Source organism: Spongiibacter sp. C9W (genome assembly GCF_057370015.1).
This window is the reverse complement of the sequence record NZ_CM170672.1, coordinates 817,920-838,829: the sequence shown is the minus strand read 5'-3', so window position 1 is coordinate 838,829 and position 20,910 is coordinate 817,920. Positions and strand designations below refer to the sequence as shown.

The window sequence follows — 20,910 nt, the reverse complement described above, 5'->3', positions numbered from 1 at the left end:
GTCATTATGGTTTATGTCAGGTCGCGAGCGAGTCGTAGGCCCGCGCATTGCCAATATTGGTGTGGGTAGAAAAAATTGCGGTAGCTGTGGCGAAGATGGTCGTCGGGGCTGAGGCAGGAGCCCCCGCGTAATACGAATTGGCCAGACATGAATTTGCCGTTGTATTCCCCCGCGTCGCCAGCAAAGGGCGTGAACCCCGGGTAGGGTAGGTAACTGCTGTTTGTCCATTCCCAGACATCGCCAAACATTTGCGCCAATGGGGTGTGCTGAGCTGCCTCTGGGTGATAGCGGGCGCGGTTTGCAAAGTGTCCTGCTACTGGAAGGGCGCGACTAGCATGTTCCCATTCCTGCTCGGTAGGCAGGCGGGCGCCCGCCCAGTGAGCGTAGGCGGTGGCTTCATAAAAATTCAGGTGGCAGGCCGAAGAGGCGGCTTGCAGAGGGTGTAGGCCTGCCAGGCTGAACTCCCACCACTGGTCATCACGCAGATGCCAGTAGTGCGGTGCACCTCGCCCGGTGTCTTGCAGTTGTGCCCAACCATCGGATAACCAGTGCTCTGGTCGTTGGTAGCCCCCATCGGCAATAAACTCGGCGAATTCACCGTTGCTTACCGGCCGGTTGGCAAGCTCGAAGGGGTTAAGCCAAACCTTGTGCTGGGGGCGCTCGTTGTCGAAGCTGAATTCGCTGCCGGTGTCGCCGATACAGACCAGCCCGCCGTCAAAACATGACCAACTGAGCGCTGTGTGTTGCGACGCCACAGTGTTGGTTGGGATTGGCTGATAGGCCGGGTACAGCGGGTTTTGATGAAAGGCATGTTTGATGTCCATAAGCAGCAACTCCTGGTGCTGCTTTTCGTGCTGGATGCCCAAGATCAGCAAGGGGCCGGGGTCGTGCTGAGGACCGCGTATAAGGGCACGGATATGGTGATCGACGTGGGCGCGATAACGCGTAATGTCAGCGAGTGAAGGCCGCGACAGCAGGCCGCGATGGGGGCGACTAAACTGTTTGCCAATCGCGTTGTAGTAGCTATTAAACAGTTCGGCGTAACTGGGATGGAAGGGCTGATAATCCGGTAATTGGGCTTGCAAGATAAAGGTTTCAAAGAACCAACTGCTGTGTGCCAGATGCCATTTGGCCGGGCTGGCATCGGGCATGGATTGCAACTGGCAGTCTTCATCACTCAAGCTCGCAACGAGCGCAAGGGTTTCGTCGCGGCATCGCTGGTACCGGTGCTCAAGCGATGTAGGTTCTGCAAGGTCGCCGTGATCCGACCTAGGGTGATCGAGCATTCGTTGCTCCCGCGGGGTCGCTCTTCTGTTATAGGGGTAACTTAGTCACTAGCAACACTTACAACTAGCCACTTGCTAAATAACCACTTTCTAAATAGTCACCTGCCAACGCTACACATTGGTTACAGTGTAGAGCACTTTCCCCATATGCGTGTTGAACTACCCATATGTTGGGCTTTCAGCCAGCCGCCCTGTGGCGATGCCTGCCAGCAGCGTAGTGGGCGTGAGCCCAATCGTCCGCGCCACCAATTGGCAATTAAACAGTGAGCTGAACCTGTGGCAGGGTCCTCAAGGGCGCCGTATGCGGGTGTGAAGTAGCGGCTGACGACATCAATGCCCGGTCGATGACTTCTGGCCGTTATCAGTACGCAGTCTGTTGTTAGCTGCATAAGTGCTGTGGCGTTGAGCTGCACGTCTTGCACGGCTGATTCACTGTGCAACTCGACGATAAGGCTGCCGGGCAGAGAAGTGCTTCGTGCGCACCGCAATATCCGTTGCCCGATCAGCGTTGCCAGTCCCTCAGGTGGGTTGCAAAGCCGGTAATTATTACTGGGCAGCGCCAGGCACGTTTCATCGCGTAATCGCGTGGCGCGAATGCGTTGCTGACAGGCAGGGAGATCGAAATGCAATGGCTCTTGCTTACCGTGTGACCACAACCAGTGGGCAGCACAGAGCAGGGCGTGCCCACAGAGCTGAATTTCCCCAGAAGGGCCGAAGCTGCGAAGCGTGATAGAGCTGTTGCGATGGGTAGCGGGCAGCAAAAGCGCACACGCCGTCGCGCCGGGCCGAGCAAGGTATTGCGCTGCCGTTGCGTGAATGTCTGCCGTTGGCTGAACGGGTACGACCCAGGCTGGATTGCCGGCACAGTTGGGGCCGGTAAATGCGTGAATCAGTTGGGGAGGGAGTGATGTGATTGACGAGCGCATCGTCAAAGTGTGGGTGATCTTCTTGCGAAGGGCAAATACCGCTCGGGGCCACTGGTGCAGCCCCGAGCGGTAGGCTGTTATTTAACGAGCTCGCGACCGATGATGAGCTTCATAATCTCGTTGGTGCCCGCATAGATGCGCTGCACGCGCGAGTCAGCAAATGCACGCGCCACTGGGTACTCCCACATGAAGCCGTAACCGCCGTGCAATTGCAGGCACTCATCAATGACCTTGCATTGCAGGTCGGTGGCCATCAGCTTGCATTTCGCGGCAGCGACGGAGTCGAACTGCTTGTTGATATGAAGCTCCAGGCAGCGATCCATATAGGCTTCGGCCACCGTAATGTCGGTATCCATCTCCGCCAGCTTGAACTGGGTATTCTGGAAGGTGGCGATACTCTTGCCGAAAGCTTTGCGCTCTTTTACGTACTCGACAGTTTGTTCCAACACCGACTTAGCATTGGCAACGGCGTTAATGGCAACGCTCAAGCGCTCCTGCGGCAGGTCCTGCATGAGATACACAAAGCCCATGCCTTCTTCGCCAAGGAGCTGGTCTTTGGAGACGCGCACATCCTGGAAGAACAGCTCGGAGGTGTCCTGAGCCTTCATGCCCACCTTCTCTAGGTTTGCACCTTTGCTAAATCCGGGTGTTCCCGACTCCACCAAAAACAAGCTAACGCCCTTGGCGCCAGCGCTGGGGTCGGTTTTGGCAACCACAATCACCAGGTCAGAGAGCTGCCCGTTAGTGATGAAGGTTTTGGAGCCGTTGATAATGTAGTCGTCACCATCTTTTACGGCAGTGGTTTTAATGCCCTGCAGGTCGGAGCCGGCACCGGGCTCTGTCATGGCGATGGCGGTAATGATTTCGCCGCTCACGCATTTGGGCAAATACTTCTCTTTCTGTGCCTCGTTGCCGTAGCTGATGATGTAGGGAACGGCGATATCAGAGTGCAAGCCCCAGCCAATACCAGTCAGGCCACTGCGGCCCACTTCTTCGTCGACAATGGCGTTGTAGCGGAAATCTGCGCCGACGCCGCCGTATTCCTCTGCCACGGTGGGGCTAAGGAAGCCTTGCTCGCCGGCTTTAATCCACAACTGACGGTCGACATGGCCATCTTTTTCCCACTGGGCGTGGTAGGGCGCTGCCTCAGTTTCCAAGAATTTACGCACTGAGTTGCGGAACATTTCATGTTCTTCTTCGTAAATATATCGTGGCATGCCGCTCATGGCTGACCTCCTTTGTGATAGATTTTGACCTTATTTTCCTACATGTTAACAGGGAAAACTTTAAAAGCCACTAGCTCCGCATACGCGCAGGAAAAGGGCTTGGATGTAGTACAAAAGGAGAAAAACGTGACCTTGTGGAAGCAAAATAGTGATGTTGAAAAAGCCAATGAGATGATGAAAAACACCATTGCCGAGGTGTTGGATATTCGCATTGAGGCGATTGCAGAAGACTCGTTGACAGCCAGCATGCCGGTGGACCACAGAACCCACCAGCCAATGGGTATTCTTCACGGCGGGGCGTCCGTGGTACTGGCCGAAACAGTGGGGAGTATGGCCGCGATGATGGCTGCAGAACCCGGTAAGGCCTGCGTCGGTTTGGATATCAATGCCAACCATCTGCGCAAAGTGGTAAGCGGCCGCGTAACGGCGGTTGCCAAGCCCATTCATATTGGCCGCACCACCCACGTTTGGGATATTCGCATCTGCGACGAGCAACAGCGTGATATCTGTATCTCACGGTTGACCATGGCCGTGATTGATATGCAGGTATAATGGCGGCTTTTGACGTGTATCTACCATGACCCCGGAACGCTACCAACGGCTCAGAGCCGTGCTGGATCGTCGCCAGCCTGATTTGACGGTCATCACCGATAATGTCCACAAAGGGCGTAATTTATCAGCGATAGTACGCACCGCCGATGCGGCGGGCATCGCGGAAATGCACGCAGTAATCGACGATAAGGACTACAAGGCTTTCCGCGGCACGGCAATGGGCAGCCACAGCTGGGTAGCGGTGCGCCGCCACCGGGATATTGCGGCGTTGATTACAGGGCTTCAGGGCGATGGTTATCAGGTCCTTGCCGCCCACCTTGACGCAGACTCGGTGGATTACCGCCAACCCGACTACACCCGGCCCACGGCGATATTACTGGGGGCGGAAAAGCGGGGCGTAAGCGCTGAAGCGTGCGCCCTGGCTGATGCGCACATCACGATTCCGATGATGGGCATGGTGCAGTCGTACAATGTGTCGGTGGCGGCGGGCATTATCCTTTCGGAGGCGCAGTATCAGCGCGACCAGCAGGGTTTGTACGATCGACCCCGACTGGATGAACAGACCTACCGGCAAACCCTGTTTGAATGGGCTCATCCGCAAGTGCGCGACTTTTGTCGTGAGAACGGCTTGGACTACCCGGCGTTGCGCGAGCAAGATGGTGAAATCGCCGAGCCTGCACAGTGGTATAAGCGCATTCGTGAAGGCTGATTTTCATCCCTCTGGGTGATGCCTACCGTTGCCATTTAACGCCATAGTGCCTGCCATAATAATGGGAGAGCACGATGACTGATAATGCTAAGGCGAATGGTAGCCCGGTAAACGCTGAGATGGATGCGGTAATGAGCGGAGAGCTTTGGGCGGAATTCTGCGATCAACTCAAAGATGCTGGCCAGCAGATTTTGCGTCCTGAAGCCCCGCAAGATGCCCTGCACCGTGCCGAAGGATGGCGCTATCTCACGCGCTTAACGCGCATTGCACTGGATATGTTTGTCGAGTGCAGTGATCCGGACTTCCCCGACTTTTATCGCCCCTCGCACGAAACCGCCAAAATTGGTGCGGACAACCCGGATAACTACTATCAACGTGCCGAGATCAATGGCGCTCACGACTATCGAATTCGCGGAAGCCGCGGCAGTGTCGCGTATCTGGGCTTCATCGCGATTGCTGGCGGCTATGAGGAAGAAGACGGCAATATGCGCTCGGTCGCGGCGCTGGATACCCATGGCGGTTTGGAAGTGAATGACGATGGCAGCATCGACATTATTCTGTCCCGTAAACCTCACCCCGGGAATTGGTTGGCGATCACCGAGGACACCGTGGCGGTGCTGGTGCGCCAGACGTTTCTTGACCGGAAAACCGAAGTCGCGGCAGACCTGATTATTGAGCGCCTCAACCGCGACGGCGTTAAGCCAGCGCCCCTGGACGCTGCAGAGTTCGCTCAAAAACTGCGCAGCACGGCGGCCTTTGTCAAGGGTACCGCTACCTTGTTCGCCGACTGGGCCGAGGGCTTTAAAGCGCAGCCCAATAGCCTTCCTGCCGCCGACCAAGCCTACTGCCAAAAACTGGGTGGCGACCCCAATATCTATTACTACCACGGCTATTTTTGTCTGGCAGACGATGAAGCGCTCGTGATCGAAGTCGACGATATTCCCGATTGCGACAACTGGAATTTCCAGCTTAACAATTACTGGATGGAGTCGCTGGAATACCGCTACGTCGATATTCATGTAAATAAACATACCGCGCAGTATCGCGACGATGGCAGCGTGCGCATAGTCGTCGCGGCTCGCGATCCGGGCTGCGCGAATTGGTTAGATACCACGGGGCACCGAGAGGGCACCATGGCCTTTCGCTGGATTGGTGCAGCATACATCACCGACCCGCGCTGCAGCGTGGTAAAAATCAACACACTACAATAACAATCGCGAAACGAGTAAGGAAAGCACCATGACAGAGCAGGCAATTCCGCAGGTGGATCTCAGTGTTGATTCGCTTTTACAAGCAGCCACCGAGGCAACGGGCGGTTTACGCGATTTTGGCGACGAGTCATTTCGCGAGCCAATGGCGGTGTTGGTAAAGGCGTTAAACGAAGAAGCCAAGCTCAATGCTGCCGGCCGCTTCGGGCAGTATCAACGCATTCTTAATATTTTGATTAACCGTCTGAGAATGGAAGCCTGGATTAGCAAGCACCCGGAGATCCTCGACGAGAAAGTGCTGTCACCGGTGGTGATTATCGGTTTGCAGCGCACGGGATCGACATACACCCATCGCATTTTGGCCAGTGACCAGCGCTTCTACGCGCCACTTTGGTATGAAGTGCGTAACCCCGCGCCAGCGCTGGATTGGGATTTTAGCGGCAAGGACCCAAGGATTACTTCGGCAGAGCAGGAGATTGCAGCGATGCTGGAGGCTAACCCAGAGATCGCGGCCATTCACCCCATGGATCCGGTGGGTGCCGATGAGGATATTTTGCTGCTGGAGCACAGCTTTTACAGCACGATCCCCGACGCGTTTTGCAATGTTCCCAGTTACGGGGAGTGGAACGACAGCCACGACAATACGCCAGCCTATGAGTATTTGAAGCGTATGCTGCAGTTTTTGCAGTGGCAGAAAAAACGCAATGGCCAACAGGCTGAACGCTGGTTGCTGAAAACACCGCACCACTTGCATCATATCGCCGTGCTGTTGAAGGTTTTTCCCGACGCCAAAATCGTACAGACCCACCGCGACCCGCTGCAAACCATTCCGTCGGCAGCCAGTATGAACTACAACCTGTGGATTATGGGTAGCGACGATGTGGACCCAACGGTGGTAGGCGAACAATGGGCAAAAAAATACGCCCGGGGTACGCTGCATACCATGGCAACACGGGAGCAATATCCCGACGCCTTTCTCGACGTGTGGTACAAAGACACGATTAGCGACCCGCTGAAGAGCATGGAGTCGGTGTATCAATTTATTGGTATGGCATTCACCGATGAGGCACGCGATGCCATGGAGCGTTACCGTGAGGACAATAAACGCGACGCACGTCCTGCCCATGAGTACACGCTAGCGCAATTCGGTTTTACCGAGTCGCAGTTGAAAGAGATGTTTGCCGACTACCGCGCCAAATACCTTTAACGCGGCGACTAGCGTTGGCGGCGGCAGAGTTCTATCCAGTAGTTCACTGCCGCTTTTTCGTGCCGCTTTTTTGGCAGGGCGAAGTAAAAGCGGCGGCGCATATCCCGACGCGCCAATTTAAGTGGCACCAGGGTGCCGTTGCGAAAGTCATTTTGCAGTACCACCTGTGATAGGCAGCCAATACCCAGGCCCGACTCCACGGCGCTTTTTATCGCCTCGTTGTGGCGAAATTCCCGATAAATATTAATTTCCGGCAGCAGCCCCGCCAGTGCTCTGTCGAAGGTGTGTCGCGCGCCTGAATCCGGTTCGCGCAAAATCCACCGAGCACTTTTTATGTCTTTGTTACTAAGGCTTTGCTGCTTGGCAAGGGGATGCGCGGCGCTGCAGAAAACGATCAGCTCATCCTCCATCCAGGGGATCAACTCCAGCTCTCTGTGCTGAACCTCCCGTTCGATCATGCCAACGTCGACCTCGTAATTGAGGACCTTCTGAACGATCTCGGGGGTATTGGCCGTGTCGAGTTCAACATCCGCATCGGGGTAGTGGCTCAGGTAGTCGGCGAGATAGCGCACCACCAGATGGTTGCCAATGGTAAAGCTGGCGCCGACCTTCAAGTGCCCGAACTCGCCGTGGCGTTGCAGCAGTTGCTCAAACTGCTGTGCGTGCGCGTACAGTGTTTCCGCCTCTTTGCGCAGGCTGTGGCCGACCGGGTTTAACGATAGTTTGTTGCCCTGGCGCTCAAACAGCGACACGCCGTAGTTTCGTTCCAAGGCTTGCAGCGCTGCGCTGGCCGCAGATTGAGACAGGCTAAGCTCAGCCGCGGCCTTGGATACGTTTTCATGGCGGGCGACGGCGAGGAAGATACTAAGTTGGCGCAGACTGTAGTTCATAGGCTAAGCGTAGCGTGTTCGCGCTGTTCCCGCTATCGATAAAATCGATACTGAGTATAGCAATAAGCCGTTTTACTTGTTGGTGGGGCAGTCGTATCATTGCCGGCAATTCTGACTGGCCGGTTAGGCCGGTCTACTTTTGACGCTATCTCAAGTGTGGAGACCACCATGACCGAAGTGAAGGCTACGAATGTTCACTGGCACGACGGCGAAGTTAGCCGTGAAGACCGCAATGCACTGTTGAAGCAAAAAGGTGCCACGCTGTGGTTCACCGGTTTGTCTGGCAGCGGCAAGAGTACTGTTGCCGTGGCGTTGGAAAAAGCGCTGATGCAGCAGGGTCACCTTTGCTATCGCCTGGATGGCGACAATATCCGCATGGGTATTAATAAGAACCTGGGCTTTAGTGCAGAAGATCGCGCAGAAAATATTCGCCGCATTGGTGAAGTGTCGAAATTATTTGTCGACACAGGCGTAATCGTACTGAGCAGTTTTGTCAGCCCATACCGCGAAGATCGCGATGCGGTGCGCGCGCTGCATGACGAGAGCGATATGGCGTTCATCGAGGTATACGTTAACGTGCCGTTGGAAGTGGCTGAAGAGCGCGACCCCAAAGGCCTGTATAAGAAAGCCCGTGCAGGTGAGATCAAAAACTTCACTGGTATTGATGACCCCTACGAGGCACCGGAAAGCCCAGAACTGGTTCTCAATAGCCACGAGCTGAGCCTGGACGAAGAAGTAGAGGTTCTGCTGAATATGCTGAAAGAGCGCGGCATTATTTAAGCCCAATTTGATCAGCAACTGAACGAGAAGACACCACCAAATTACGGAGTTTTATGATGATTAAGCCCCATGGCGCTGATGAACTTAAGCCGCTGTTTGTTTACGACACCGAGAAACACCACGCACTCAATGCCGAGGCGGAAACCCTGCCTTCTATTATTGTAAGCTCTGCCGCTGCGGCTAACGCGGTGATGCTGGGTGCCGGGTACTTCACCCCGCTGACTGGCTACATGAACCTGGCAGACTCTCTAAGTGTGGCTGAGAAGCTTCACACCGCAGAAGGCCTGTTTTGGCCCGTGCCCGTTGTTAACCTGGTGCAAGATGCGCAAGGCATTGAAGCGGGAAGCCGAATCGCGCTGCGCGACCCCAATGTTGAGGGCAATCCCGTATTGGCGATTATGGATGTAGACGCTGTTGAGTCGGTTAGCGACGAGCAGATCGACTTCATGGCTGAGAACATCTTTGGCACCTTGGATGCTGAGCACCCCGGTGTGAAGACCTTCAAGTCTTTGGGCAATACCTTGCTGTCAGGCCCGATCCAAGTGCTTAACTTCAGCTACTTCCAGGCTGACTTCCCGGATACTTTCCGCACGGCAGTTGAAATTCGTAACGAGATTTCAGAGCGTGGCTGGGAAAAAGTGGTTGCTTTCCAAACGCGTAACCCAATGCACCGCGCGCACGAAGAGCTGTGCCGCATGGCGATGGAAGACCTGGGTACCGATGGCATCCTTATTCACATGCTGCTCGGTAAATTGAAGGCCGGAGATATCCCCGCTCACGTGCGTGATGCGGCGATCCGCAAAATGGTTGAAGTTTACTTCCCCAAGAACACGGTAATGATTACCGGCTACGGTTTCGACATGCTCTACGCCGGCCCACGCGAGGCGGTATTGCACGCGGTGTTCCGCCAGAACTGTGGCTGTACGCACTTGATTGTTGGCCGCGACCACGCCGGTGTGGGTGACTACTACGGTGGTTTCGATGCGCAGACAATTTTCGATGAGAAAGTACCTGAAGGGGCGCTGGAAATTGATATCTACCGCGCCGACCACACAGCTTACTCGAAGAAGTTGAATAAAGTAGTGATGATGCGCGATGCGCCGGATCACAATAAAGAGGACTTCGTATTGCTGTCCGGCACTAAGGTTCGTGAAATGCTGGGCAATGGCATTGCGCCACCACCAGAGTTTTCACGCCCTGAAGTGGCTCAGATTCTGATGGACTACTATCAGATCGAAGGCTAATTAGACGCCTTTACAAAATAAAAGCCCCGCGGTGATGTCACCGCGGGGCTTTTTTATTTCGGGCAGCTTTTTTGTTTTGGTCAGCTGTTCGCGTGGCGGCTAAAAATAGAAGCCGACGTTGATGTTAAAGCGCGTGTTGCTGTTGCCGGCATTGGCGGCCATGCTACTGCCAATAAATGGCTGGTTTTCACCGTGTATCAAGTCGATGTAGGTGAATAGGCTGCCCTTGCTAACTGAGACTCCTAGGACATGCATGCGCGTGTCGTCGAGGTCGGCGGACTTACCACTGACGACGCTGTTGTCTAAGTAGACGGTGATAGCGTCAATGCCGTCGACAGGCGCATCAAAGCGATAGGCGATATTAGCACTGTGGATGTCGGCCGACGCGGCGATAGTATCAAAGAAGGAGTAGGCACCCACCACCATAAGCTCCGATCCATCGTCCGGGTTGTATTCATAATGACCGCTGGTGAGCTGCAGATTCCACGCTCCGAACTGGCCATTCATATGCAGAGCGAAGGCGCTGTAGTCGCCTGCAGAGGTCTCCTGGTCGTCATGGAGCTGGCCGTGCAGGGCAGAGAATCCCGCTTGCAGACTGTCGTTGGGCTGATCCAGCAGGTCGCTCGCGACCCGCCACACCAGCGTGTTGGTTTCGGCCAGTGCACCCGAAGCGCTGGGGGCGTCATAGATGCCCTGGCCGGCCTGGCGGCTGCCGACAATGTCGTAAGAGTAGCGGTCACTGCGATTGTCAACGTAGCCGTCAATGCCGCCCTGTTCATCATTCTTAAACAGCGCAATTTGGCTTTCTAGATGCTCGCCTTGGTAGAGAAATTTAATGCCGAAGTCGTAGTCATCTTCCAGCCCCAAATAGTAATTACTGCTGAAGAAAAAACTGTGGGAGTTGTAGGGAAGGTTGCCGAAAGGTAGCTGAGTAATACCCAGCTGTACTTGCCACTCAGGGTTTATTTGATAGCCAAGCCAGGCGTGGTGGACCACTTCCATATACTCGTAGTAGCGCAGCTCGGCGGAAAGCAGGATATTGTCGACACTGCCATCAAAATTGATGCGTACCGTGTCCAGGTCGATGTCGCCCACACGTTGGCGGTTGCCGTCGTCGTAGTCTTCAAAGCTGTATTGGAAGCGCACCGCGCCGCCAACAGTAATATCACTTTCCGCTGTCGCCGTCAGTGGCAGAACGCAGCATAAAGCGGCACTCGCTAAGCGCTTTTTCATGTGAGTGTCTCCTGGCTTTTGGGGTCAATGGTTGTGTTATCCGCGCGGGCCATATCTAGATACAGCAGGTGAGCGTTATATTGCGAGAGGATGTCGCTAATAATTTGCTCGCGTGTGTAGTCCATGATGTCGTAGTGCTGAGCACCTTCTGTCAGGTGAACATCCAGGCGGTAGAAATGGCGCTGCTTGCTTTCATCCATATGGAGATCGGAAACCACAAACCCCGGCGCGATATGACTGCTGAGAAATACACCGTAGCGGAAGGTTTCCTCATCGCCGTGGTAGACCTTGAGTTGAATACTATCGGCCTCGCGTTGTACTCGACATTCACGGTCGTGTTTTGCCAACTCTTTACTCACAGCACTGAAGGCATCCAAAACCTCTGAATTGAGAAATGCTTTGGCTTTCTCTTTTCCTGGGAAGGTCACCATACGCTTCAAGCGAACCTGCCAGGGGACTTCGCCATTGGTCACACTGAGGTCGGATTGGTTGCGGGCGTCCAGCTTTAGGGCTTCCAGTCGCAAGCCTTTGAACAGGCCATAGCAAATAATCAGCATGATAAAGGTGAAGGGCAGGGCGCTGGCAATGGCCGCACTTTGCAGGGCCGATAGCCCTCCAGCCAGCAGTAACACAGCTGCTACGACGCCTTCAGTTACCGCCCAGAATACCCGCTGCCAGACCGGCGGTTCGTGATTGCCGCCAGAGGTGATGATGTCGATCACCAATGAGCCGGAATCAGAAGAGGTCACGAAGAAGGTGATTACCAGCAATGTGGCCAGCAGCGACGCCACAGTGCCCAGTGGTAGGTATTCAAAAACCTTGAAGACGGCAGTGGTGACATCGCTATTGACCGCTGCCGAAATGGCGCCGTCGGCAATGCCAAAGTCCAGCGCGATTGCGGTGTTGCCAAATAGCGTCATCCACACGAATGTGAAACCGACTGGCACGAAGAGCACACCCATCACAAATTCGCGAATGGTTCGCCCTCGAGATACGCGAGCAATGAACATGCCGACAAAGGGGGACCACGCGATCCACCAACCCCAGTAAAAGAGTGTCCATGCCCCCATCCAGTCGGTGGGCTCATAGGCATAGAGGTTAAAAGTTTTATTGACCAGGGTGTCGAGGTAGTGGCCGGTATTTTGAACGAGCGCCTGGAATAGGTGCTGTGTCGGGCCACTCGCGGCCATATAGACCATTAGTACTGCGGCCAGCATCACATTGAGTATGCTGAGCCGGCGAATGCCGGCATCAAGACCGGCAACAACCGAGACCGTCGCGAAGCCGGTAATCGCGACAATCAGGCCAATTTGTACCGGGGTTGAGATAGTGAGCCCAAAGAGATAGTTGAGCCCGGTGTTTACCTGCATCACACCGAGCCCCAACGATGTCGCCACGCCAAACATGGTTCCGAGCACCGCGAAGATGTCGACGGCGTGGCCCAATGGTCCGTTCATGCGCTCGCCGATAATTGGAAATAGCGCGGAGCGTAATGTGAGTGGCAAGCGGTGGCGAAAACCAAAATAGGCCAGTGACAGACCGACTACCGCGTAAATCGACCAGGCGTGCAGCCCCCAGTGAAAGAAGGTGGTTGCCATCGCTTCGCGAGCGGCTTCGATAGTCTGTCCTTCTCCCTGTGGTGGTGAGCTCATGTGCAGCACGGGTTCGGCGACGCCGTAAAACAGTAAGCCGATACCCATGCCTGCGGAAAATAGCATGGCAAACCACGAGCCGTAGCTAAAGTCCGGCTGGGAGTGTTCTGGTCCGAGGCGAATACTGCCGTAGCGGCTAAGCGCCAGATACAAAGAGAAGAATAAAAAGATTGCCACGGCCAAGAGGTAAAGCCAGCCAAAGCTATCAACAATCCAGCTTTGGGTGCTGCTGAACACTTTCCCGGCTATATCGGGGGTGCTGGCGCCAAAGATAACAATGGCAAAAATTAGAATGACCGAGCCGAAAAAAACCGGGGGGTTAATTTGGGAGAGGTCAACACGGCGTCCTGGTTCTGACATGGGGAGCGGGCTCCTTGTTCGGTTTTCCACGGATGCCTGGCGAACAGGTATTCACCGAGACGGTTTCGCGCGAGCTGATGTGTCGCGTATTGATATTGCCGATGACTGACAATGGCTTTCTGCACAATACTCTTAGAGTGTAGCTTTAATACGGCAGCGCGCAGTGTAACGCGAGTGGATAAAATTTTCAGATAGGGCGGTTGGGGACACAAAAAAAGGGGCCTGGGGCCCCTTACAATATTGCTTCAGCTGCGATTAGCGGTTCGGGCTATTCACCTGTAGCTCTACGCGACGGTTGCGCTCACGGCCCTCGTCGGTGGAGTTGTCGGCAACGGGTTTGCTTTCGCCGTAACCCACCGCGCGCAGGCGGCTGCTTTCAATACCCTTGCTAATCAAGTAGTCGACCACTGACTGGGCGCGCTCTTGCGACAGGCGCTTATTGTAAGCATCGCTACCTACAGAGTCAGTGTGACCCGCAATGATAATGCTAACGTCTGGCTCGTTGTTCAGGGCCTTGGCGACATTATCCAGTACGGTCTTCGAATCAAGCATCAGACGAGCTTTGTTAAATTCGAAGTGTACGCCATCGATATCGACTTTTTGTGAGATCACACAGCCGCGGGAATTCACTTTCATTCCGGGCAGCGTGCCTGGGCACTGGTCGATCTTGTTGGGTACGCCATCGTTGTCGCTGTCGAGCGGGCAACCGCGAACATCAACGGGTACGCCAAGGGGAGTGCCTGGGCACTGGTCAATATCATTGGGCACGCCATCGCGGTCATCGTCGATGGAGCAGCCGTGGACATTTACTTTGGCGCCGCGTGGGGTGTTTGGACACTTGTCGCGGAAGTTGGGAACGCCATCGCCGTCGCTATCTAATGGGCAGCCGTTAGAGTCAACGGGCGTGCCGCGCGGCGTGTTGGGGCACTTGTCGATGCGATCGGGCACACCATCGCCGTCACTATCATAGTTGTAGGGCAGTGGCTCGTCGCCGAAGGGTACCGAGACGCCCAGCATAAAGGCGTAGGTGTAGAAGTAATCGTCAACGAGGATGTCTTTCTCGTTGATTTTGTCGATCTGGTAGCGGGCTTCTGCACGCAGTGCCGCGCCGCCTAGGTCATAAGTAAAACCTGCAACGGCATCGTTGCCGAAGTCGGATTCGATGTCCCCAACGAATTCAATTTCGTGGTAGGTCGCGCCAACGCCGAAGTAGGGCTGCAGGGCACTGGCATCCAGCTCGAAGGCGCCGAAGGGGAAAAAGAGAATATCGACACCAGCGGCGGCGCGCTCATAGACATCGTTCTTGCTGGTCTTAAGCTCGCCGTAGTTCATATGGGCGTCGATCATGATGTAGCGGTTGATCGGTTTACCGATACCAATCTTGCCTATACCACCATTGTCGTAATCTTCGTCGTCGGCAACGGTTGCGCCGAGCATAACGTGGCCACGCCAGCGGTCATCATACACCGATTCTTCATCGCTGCTGTCGGCGAGCAGGGGCGAGGTCAACGCCGTAGCAGCCATCGCAAGCGCAAGAGTACGCAGTTTCATTTAGTTTCTCCTAGTAACTACCCAATGGCAAAGCGCGGCCCAGAGGCCGCGCTTCATCCTTCTTTATTATGGTGCCAAATCTCCGAAGAGGTTTATGCAATCGTCGTAGAACGTCTCATCGAAGTTTTGGAAATCTTCGATGTTGAAGCCGAGCAGTGTATCCAGTATGCCGCCAACTACGGAGGTGACAGGAGCGACTAAACAAGCATCAACTGCATCGACGATTACGTTGAGCCCCGCGGGTAGTTGGTCACCACCGGTCAGCAAGAGGCTGGTTAAATCGCCTAAGCCCGCACCCAGATCAGGGGCAGAGGGATCCAGCGTACTGAAATCACCGGTTACCAGGGCTTCGACAATGGCTTCGGCAGGGATGGTGCCGCCGTCGTCATTTTGAATAAGCGTAGCAAGCAATGGATCAGCCACTAAGCTAACGCCGTAGATAACAGGCAATATGACGCCTGGTGTTTCAAAGCCAACACCGGGGAACGAGCTTAAGGTTAATACGGGCTCAAGGACGCTACACAGCTCATTCGAGAAGGAGAGCAGGTTGTCATCAGCCGCTGGCAGTACCAAAACGCTCGCGCCGTCGACGGATTGCGTTTCGAATGTACTATCCGAGTCGGTATCGGCCTGGGCCTGAACGCATACAGTGCTGAGGCGCAGCAGACCGTCGGAGCGCAAACGACCTTTCTGGTTCGGGTCGAAGCTAGCGGCACCATCAACGACGGCAAATTCGCCGATGCCATCGCTGATATCTCCCACGGGGATTGAGTCATTGACTGCAGTTTGGCACTCCGCAGGATCAGCAAAGTCACCACTCCAGAAACCGGGGATAGCGGTAAATGCAATGCGGCTTTGATCGGTTACCCGAAGCAGACGGGTTGTCGAGTCATTGCCAGCACCAAGTAGATCGCCCTCGGTGGGTAGCGCTGTTGAACCTTGCAAATTGCTGAAGTTGGCATAGGCCTCAAATTGCTGGCCGCCGCGAACAAACTGTTCGCCGTCTTCCAGAGACCCAACCAGATCATCGCGACCGACACAGGCGAATTCGTCGTCTGCAAGCGTGTCGGGCTCGTTGCCATTGGGAACCATAAACAGGCGCAGCTCAGTCAATGCGCCGGGGTCAACAGCGTTCACGGGACGAGTAACTGAAACCGGCTCATCACTGCCAAAGTAGGTCAGCTTAAGTTCCAGCGGTCCCTCTGAGGCGCCAGCTTGGGCGGTAAGCGTGGTGTTAACCGACGTATCGGGCACAGGAAGCGCCGTTGTGGGGACGCTAGACTCCCACTCGATCAGACCGTTGGGGCAGGCTTCAAAGGCGCCGGTGCCGCCGGCAAGTTCAGTGAACTTACACAGAGCGCGGTACTCGATACCGTCTAAGAAGCTGTTCACATACAGGGTATCTGGGCCATTGGTGTCATTATTCAGGCCGTCTACACGTTCGATTTTCAGTTCATCAACACGTGGACCAACCAGGTTCAGCTCGAGCGTGTCGGCCAAATCGGGAACGTTATTACCAAAGTTGCCGGTTACCACACTGGTTAGGGCAATGCCGCCAGCCGCTTTCAGGTCGTCATAGGTAGCGCCGTCAACGGTTACCGCAAAGCCCTCTTTGGGATCGACTTTCGGGTCGGTGCTGTAAATGAGGTCGCCGTCACGTGCGCTCCAAACGTCATTGCCGTTGTCGCTGCACTGGTAAACCTGCAGGGTTTGACCCGGGTTTTGTACATTGTTGTAGGTGAGGCGGGCCACGAACTGCAGGCGCTGCGCCGCTGGCACGCTAATGTTGTTTGAATCCAAGCCTTTACAGCTAGCAATTGAGCCCTGAGCTAATACACCGCCCGCGTCGCAGGCTGCAGTATCGGGGTTGATGATTGCACAGATATCCACCTTGGCGAAGGTTGCTGGCTTCATCGTTACCGTTAGCTCACGAATGCCATCCGATGTTGCACCGACACAGCCATTGGGATTGCTGTCGGCGTCAACGGCAAACAGGGTTACCTGACGCTCGGCATTATTGCCATCGCTGGTGAAGGGGCTTTTGTAGGTAACGGGAACCGAACCATTGAGCGCAACAGGTTGGTCGGCTGATGGTTCAGCCAGCGTTGTATCGCTGCTGCAAATATAGACGGTATCGGTAATATTTTCGGGAATCGGCGTATTGGTGAAATACTGCAGTAAGCGGTAGTTCGTTGTTTCCGAGTCGTTTTCAATCAGCGGGTCGAGCAAAATTAGCTCTTTGCCCACTATCTTGGGGCTGCCTGCCGGCGTGGGTGGAACCACGGTGAAGGGCAGGGTCTTGCTGAAGGTTTTGCCGGATTTAGTAAAGATACCGGTTACCGTTGCATTGATGGTCGCATCGTCGACGCCCATCTGCACCCGGTTAAGAATATCCTGGACCTTGCCGTCTCTAACGGTGTCGCGGAATTTCGGAGAGCCATCGTCATTGACGTCGAGCTCAGCCTTTTCGGGAGAGCCGAGGTTCGCACTCAACTGCCAGCGAACCTGATCGGTGATAACCATTTCTGGACCGACGTTCTTGTTAATGCCGTCGGAGCGCAGCGCGAGCATGCGCACAGAAATTCGACTATTACCGGTGCCCGGTAAGGTCGAGACGTTATTGACGAACTCCATACGAAGGGTTGCAGGGTCTATGGTTAATCCCGGACGGTCGGGGCTGCGGGCATCGCCACCGCCTCCACACGCTGCGAGTAAGAACGATGCAAAAACGAGCGACATCGCTATTTTTATGCTTTTCATGTATTCCCCTCCCGGAGAGTCAAGCTGGTACAACAGGAAATGGGTGTGCGCTTAAGTTACGTAGTTTTACGGATGTTGTAGGTAAAAACAACAGTCGTCACCTCTAAAGAGAGATGTTAGAGCAAAAAGGCCAAAAATTTCTGTGATCTATGCACGTTTAGGCCCCAAGGTTGGCACTATTCTAGGGCTAAGCGACCGCTATGTCGCTGTTACAAAAGCGATTTTAGGCAATGTCGCAAGCTGATGGAGAGTTTGCCTTACCGTGTGTGGTTTTGGCTCGTCTTATCGCGGTATTGCAGAGGGTGGATATGGAGAGTTCGCCCCACTCTTGGGTTTTTGAGTGGGGCGAGGAAGGGGTTTATCGATAGCTCTCTACCGGCGGGCAGGAGCAGATCAAGTTGCGGTCGCCGTAGACATTGTCGATACGATTGACCGTTGGCCAATACTTCGACTCTCTCAAGTCGTTAACGGGCCATGCGGCTTCTTCGCGACTGTAGGCGCGCGCCCAGTCACTGCTGATGATATCGGCTTGCGTATGCGGTGCATTAACCAGAGGGTTGTCGTCAGCGGGAAGCTGGCCGGCTTCAACGCGCGCAATTTCCTTGCGAATGTGGATCATGGCATCGCAGAAGCGATCGAGTTCGGCCTTGGCTTCGCTTTCAGTCGGCTCGATCATGAGTGTGCCGGGCACCGGGAAGGACATGGTTGGGGCGTGAAAACCATAATCCATTAAACGTTTTGCAACGTCTTCTTCGCTGATGCCACTGCTTTCTTTTAAGGGGCGCAGGTCGATAATGCACTCGTGGGCAACGCGACCGTGTTTGCCGGTATAAAGGATGGGGTAGTGGTCAGCCAGGCGCTTGGCCATGTAGTTGGCGTTAAGAATCGCAACTTCCGTGGCGCGGCGAAGTCCGGCGCCGCCCATCATGCGGATATACATCCAGGAAATAGGCAGGATGCTGGCGCTGCCGTAGGTGGCTGCCGATACCGTATCGTTTTCACTACCCAGGCCATCAATCGGCTGTACGGGGTGATTGGGCAGAAAGGGAGCCAGGTGGGCTTTAACACCGATAGGTCCCATGCCTGGGCCGCCACCACCGTGGGGAATACAAAATGTCTTGTGTAGATTGAGGTGCGATACGTCGGCACCAAAATGGCCGGGAGCGGCAAGGCCGACCAGGGCATTCATATTGGCGCCGTCGACGTAAACCTGGCCACCGTGCTCGTGAACGATGTCGCAAATTTCGCGAATGCCTTCTTCGAAAACGCCGTGAGTAGAGGGGTAGGTCACCATCAGTGCGGCGAGCTCGTCGCGGTGTTGCTCGGCTTTTTGCCGCAAATCCGCGACATCAACATTGCCCAGTTCGTCGCAGTTGACGATCACCACACGCATACTTGCCATCGCTGCTGACGCGGGGTTCGTGCCGTGTGCTGAGCTCGGTATCAGGCAGATGTCGCGCTGCGCATCGCCGCGGCTTTCATGGTAGCGGCGGATGGCAAGCAGTCCGGCATATTCGCCTTGAGAGCCCGCATTCGGCTGCATGGAAAACTTGTCGTAGCCTGTGCATTCCACCAGTTGTTTTTCTAATTCATCAACCAGCTGCAGGTAACCCGTTATCTGATTTGCGGGGGCAAAGGGGTGGATGCGCCCCAGCTCGGGCCAGGTAACCGGGATCATCTCGCTGCTGGCATTGAGTTTCATGGTGCAGGAGCCGAGCGCGATCATCGAGTGGTTAAGCGCAATGTCCTTGCGCTCCAGGCGGCTCATATAGCGCAGCATTTCCGTTTCGGAGTGGTAGCTATTAAAGACCGGGTGTTCAAGAACGCTGGTGTGGCGTTGCATATCCACCGGTATTCCCGGCAATTCGCCGAGCTGACTGTCGATATCCGCTACGCTGGGTAGCGATTGGTCTGCTGCAAATACTGACCAAATTTGCTCGATATCTTCGCTGCGAGTGGTTTCATCCAGGCTGATGCCGAGGCTGTCGCGGTTGCGTCGGAAGTTAAGGCCCAGTGCCTCTGCTTTGTCGGCCAACTCACTGCTGCGCTCGCCACAGGCGATCGTTAGCGTGTCGAAGAAATGGGTGTTGCAGTCGAAACCGAGCTGCTTGAGGCCCGATGCGAGTATGGCGGTAGAGCGATTGACGCGAAGTGCGATTCGGCGAAGCCCCTCAGGACCATGATAAATGGCGTAAAACACCGCCATAATGGCCAGCAGCGCCTGCGAGGTACAAATATTGGACGTGGCCTTTTCACGGCGGATATGTTGCTCGCGGGTTTGCATGGCCATGCGCAGTGCTGGTTTTCCGCGGCTGTCTACCGACACACCAATGATGCGGCCAGGTACGGAGCGCTTATGCTTGTCTTTGGTTGCAAAGAAGGCTGCGTGGGGACCTCCAAAGCCCATGGGTACGCCAAAGCGCTGAGCGCTGCCAACGACAATATCGGCACCCTGTTCGCCTGGCGGTGTGAGTAGCATCAGGCTGAGAAGGTCGGCAGCGACCACGCTAAGGCAGTCTTTCTCCTGCGCGAGCTGGCAAAGTCCCCGCAGGTCACGAATTTCACCACCTGTCTGTGGGTATTGAACTAGCACGCCGAAACAGGGCTGCGCTTCCAGATCGCTAAAGGCGTCGCCGACGACGATTTCGAGCCCGAGCGCGTCGGCGCGCGTTTTAAGTACCGCGATAGTTTGTGGGTGGCAGTGCTGGTCGACGAAAAATACATCACTTTTGTTTTTCCGCGCAGCGCGTTTGCACATCGCCATGGCTTCCGCGGCAGCGGTAGCTTCGTCCAGCAGCGATGCGTTGGCGAGATCCAGTCCGGTGAGGTCGATCACCATTTGTTGGAAATTCAGCAACGCCTCTAGGCGCCCTTGCGCGATCTCCGGCTGGTAGGGTGTGTACGCGGTGTACCAACCCGGGTTTTCCAGTACGTTGCGCAGAATGACCTTGGGAGTATGGGTGTCGTAGTAACCCATACCAATATAAGAACGGGCAATGGTGTTCTTGGCGGCAATACTGGCCAACTCATTGAGTGCATCTTGTTCGCTGACCCCGTCGGGCAGCGGCAGTGAGTCACGCAAGATGGAGGCGGGAACAGTTTCGCTGATTAATGTCTCTAGCGAGCTGCTGCCCAAGCTGTTGAGCATAGCGCGAACTTGCTCTTCGTTGGGGCCGATGTGCCGCTGTTGAAATTCACCTGAGTCACTAAGTTGCTTGAGAGAGTGGGTCATTATTGCAAGGCGCCTGCGTTCAAAAAAAGCGCGCTTATTAAAGCATATTGTGGTTGAAATTTCCCCGGCATTATTGCCGCCAGCAGCGATATTT

At 55.1% G+C, this 20,910-nt stretch carries 15 protein-coding genes; 6 read left to right on the top strand and 9 right to left on the bottom strand.

Features of this window, described 5'->3' with window-relative positions:
* Positions 1 to 11 precede the first annotated feature (11 nt).
* From egtB to AC2Q8J_RS03940, 3 genes are all read right to left on the bottom strand, one after another.
* On the bottom strand, positions 12 to 1,286 hold the full coding sequence (gene egtB, locus AC2Q8J_RS03950) for an ergothioneine biosynthesis protein EgtB (RefSeq protein WP_486452149.1): 1,275 nt from the start codon (positions 1,284 to 1,286) through the stop codon (positions 12 to 14).
* Positions 1,287 to 1,408: 122 nt separating this feature from the next.
* Complete coding sequence (locus AC2Q8J_RS03945) at positions 1,409 to 2,212, bottom strand: PhzF family phenazine biosynthesis protein (protein ID WP_486452609.1); 804 nt, start codon at positions 2,210 to 2,212, stop codon at positions 1,409 to 1,411.
* A gap of 77 nt (positions 2,213 to 2,289) precedes the next feature.
* On the bottom strand, positions 2,290 to 3,438 hold the full coding sequence (locus tag AC2Q8J_RS03940; RefSeq protein WP_027872743.1) for an acyl-CoA dehydrogenase family protein: 1,149 nt from the start codon (positions 3,436 to 3,438) through the stop codon (positions 2,290 to 2,292).
* 99 nt (positions 3,439 to 3,537) lie between these two features.
* Between AC2Q8J_RS03940 and AC2Q8J_RS03935 the strand changes: the two genes are divergently transcribed.
* The 4 genes from AC2Q8J_RS03935 to AC2Q8J_RS03920 all read left to right on the top strand — a co-directional run bounded on the left by AC2Q8J_RS03935 (position 3,538) and on the right by AC2Q8J_RS03920 (position 7,114).
* Positions 3,538 to 3,990, top strand: coding sequence for a hotdog fold thioesterase (locus AC2Q8J_RS03935; RefSeq protein WP_286694945.1), 453 nt, complete (start codon positions 3,538 to 3,540; stop codon positions 3,988 to 3,990).
* Positions 3,991 to 4,015: 25 nt separating this feature from the next.
* Entirely contained in the window at positions 4,016 to 4,699 is a 684-nt protein-coding gene (gene trmH / locus AC2Q8J_RS03930; RefSeq protein ID WP_204995643.1) for a tRNA (guanosine(18)-2'-O)-methyltransferase TrmH, read from the top strand.
* A gap of 74 nt (positions 4,700 to 4,773) precedes the next feature.
* A complete protein-coding gene (locus tag AC2Q8J_RS03925; protein ID WP_486452148.1) occupies positions 4,774 to 5,910 on the top strand; it encodes a DUF1214 domain-containing protein in 1,137 nt (378 codons plus the stop codon).
* A gap of 28 nt (positions 5,911 to 5,938) precedes the next feature.
* Positions 5,939 to 7,114 (top strand): sulfotransferase family protein, encoded by a 1,176-nt coding sequence (locus AC2Q8J_RS03920; RefSeq protein WP_204995642.1) that lies wholly within the window; start codon positions 5,939 to 5,941, stop codon positions 7,112 to 7,114.
* 8 nt (positions 7,115 to 7,122) lie between these two features.
* On the opposite strand, the gene AC2Q8J_RS03915 is transcribed toward AC2Q8J_RS03920, so the two are convergent.
* Positions 7,123 to 8,004 (bottom strand): LysR family transcriptional regulator, encoded by an 882-nt coding sequence (locus AC2Q8J_RS03915; RefSeq protein WP_204995641.1) that lies wholly within the window; start codon positions 8,002 to 8,004, stop codon positions 7,123 to 7,125.
* Positions 8,005 to 8,172: 168 nt separating this feature from the next.
* On the opposite strand from AC2Q8J_RS03915, the gene cysC reads away from it, so the two are divergent.
* Complete coding sequence (cysC, locus tag AC2Q8J_RS03910) at positions 8,173 to 8,784, top strand: adenylyl-sulfate kinase (protein WP_027872737.1); 612 nt, start codon at positions 8,173 to 8,175, stop codon at positions 8,782 to 8,784.
* A 56-nt stretch (positions 8,785 to 8,840) separates the two neighbouring features.
* On the top strand, positions 8,841 to 10,028 hold the full coding sequence (gene sat / locus AC2Q8J_RS03905; protein WP_204995743.1) for a sulfate adenylyltransferase: 1,188 nt from the start codon (positions 8,841 to 8,843) through the stop codon (positions 10,026 to 10,028).
* 99 nt (positions 10,029 to 10,127) lie between these two features.
* Here sat and AC2Q8J_RS03900 read toward each other — a convergent pair whose 3' ends face one another.
* The 5 genes from AC2Q8J_RS03900 to gcvP form a co-directional block, all read right to left on the bottom strand.
* Positions 10,128 to 11,261 carry a carbohydrate porin gene (locus AC2Q8J_RS03900; RefSeq protein WP_486452147.1) on the bottom strand — a complete coding sequence of 378 codons (1,134 nt, stop codon included), beginning with the start codon at positions 11,259 to 11,261 and terminating at the stop codon, positions 10,128 to 10,130.
* Entirely contained in the window at positions 11,258 to 13,273 is a 2,016-nt protein-coding gene (locus AC2Q8J_RS03895; RefSeq protein ID WP_204995639.1) for a BCCT family transporter, read from the bottom strand. The genes AC2Q8J_RS03900 and AC2Q8J_RS03895 overlap by 4 nt, the downstream gene beginning before the upstream one ends.
* A gap of 255 nt (positions 13,274 to 13,528) precedes the next feature.
* On the bottom strand, positions 13,529 to 14,824 hold the full coding sequence (locus AC2Q8J_RS03890; protein WP_204995638.1) for an OmpA family protein: 1,296 nt from the start codon (positions 14,822 to 14,824) through the stop codon (positions 13,529 to 13,531).
* 66 nt (positions 14,825 to 14,890) lie between these two features.
* Positions 14,891 to 17,584 (bottom strand): hypothetical protein, encoded by a 2,694-nt coding sequence (locus AC2Q8J_RS03885; RefSeq protein WP_486452146.1) that lies wholly within the window; start codon positions 17,582 to 17,584, stop codon positions 14,891 to 14,893.
* Positions 17,585 to 17,942: 358 nt separating this feature from the next.
* Positions 17,943 to 20,816, bottom strand: coding sequence for an aminomethyl-transferring glycine dehydrogenase (gcvP, locus tag AC2Q8J_RS03880; protein WP_486452145.1), 2,874 nt, complete (start codon positions 20,814 to 20,816; stop codon positions 17,943 to 17,945).
* Between the last annotated feature and the right edge of the window lie 94 nt (positions 20,817 to 20,910).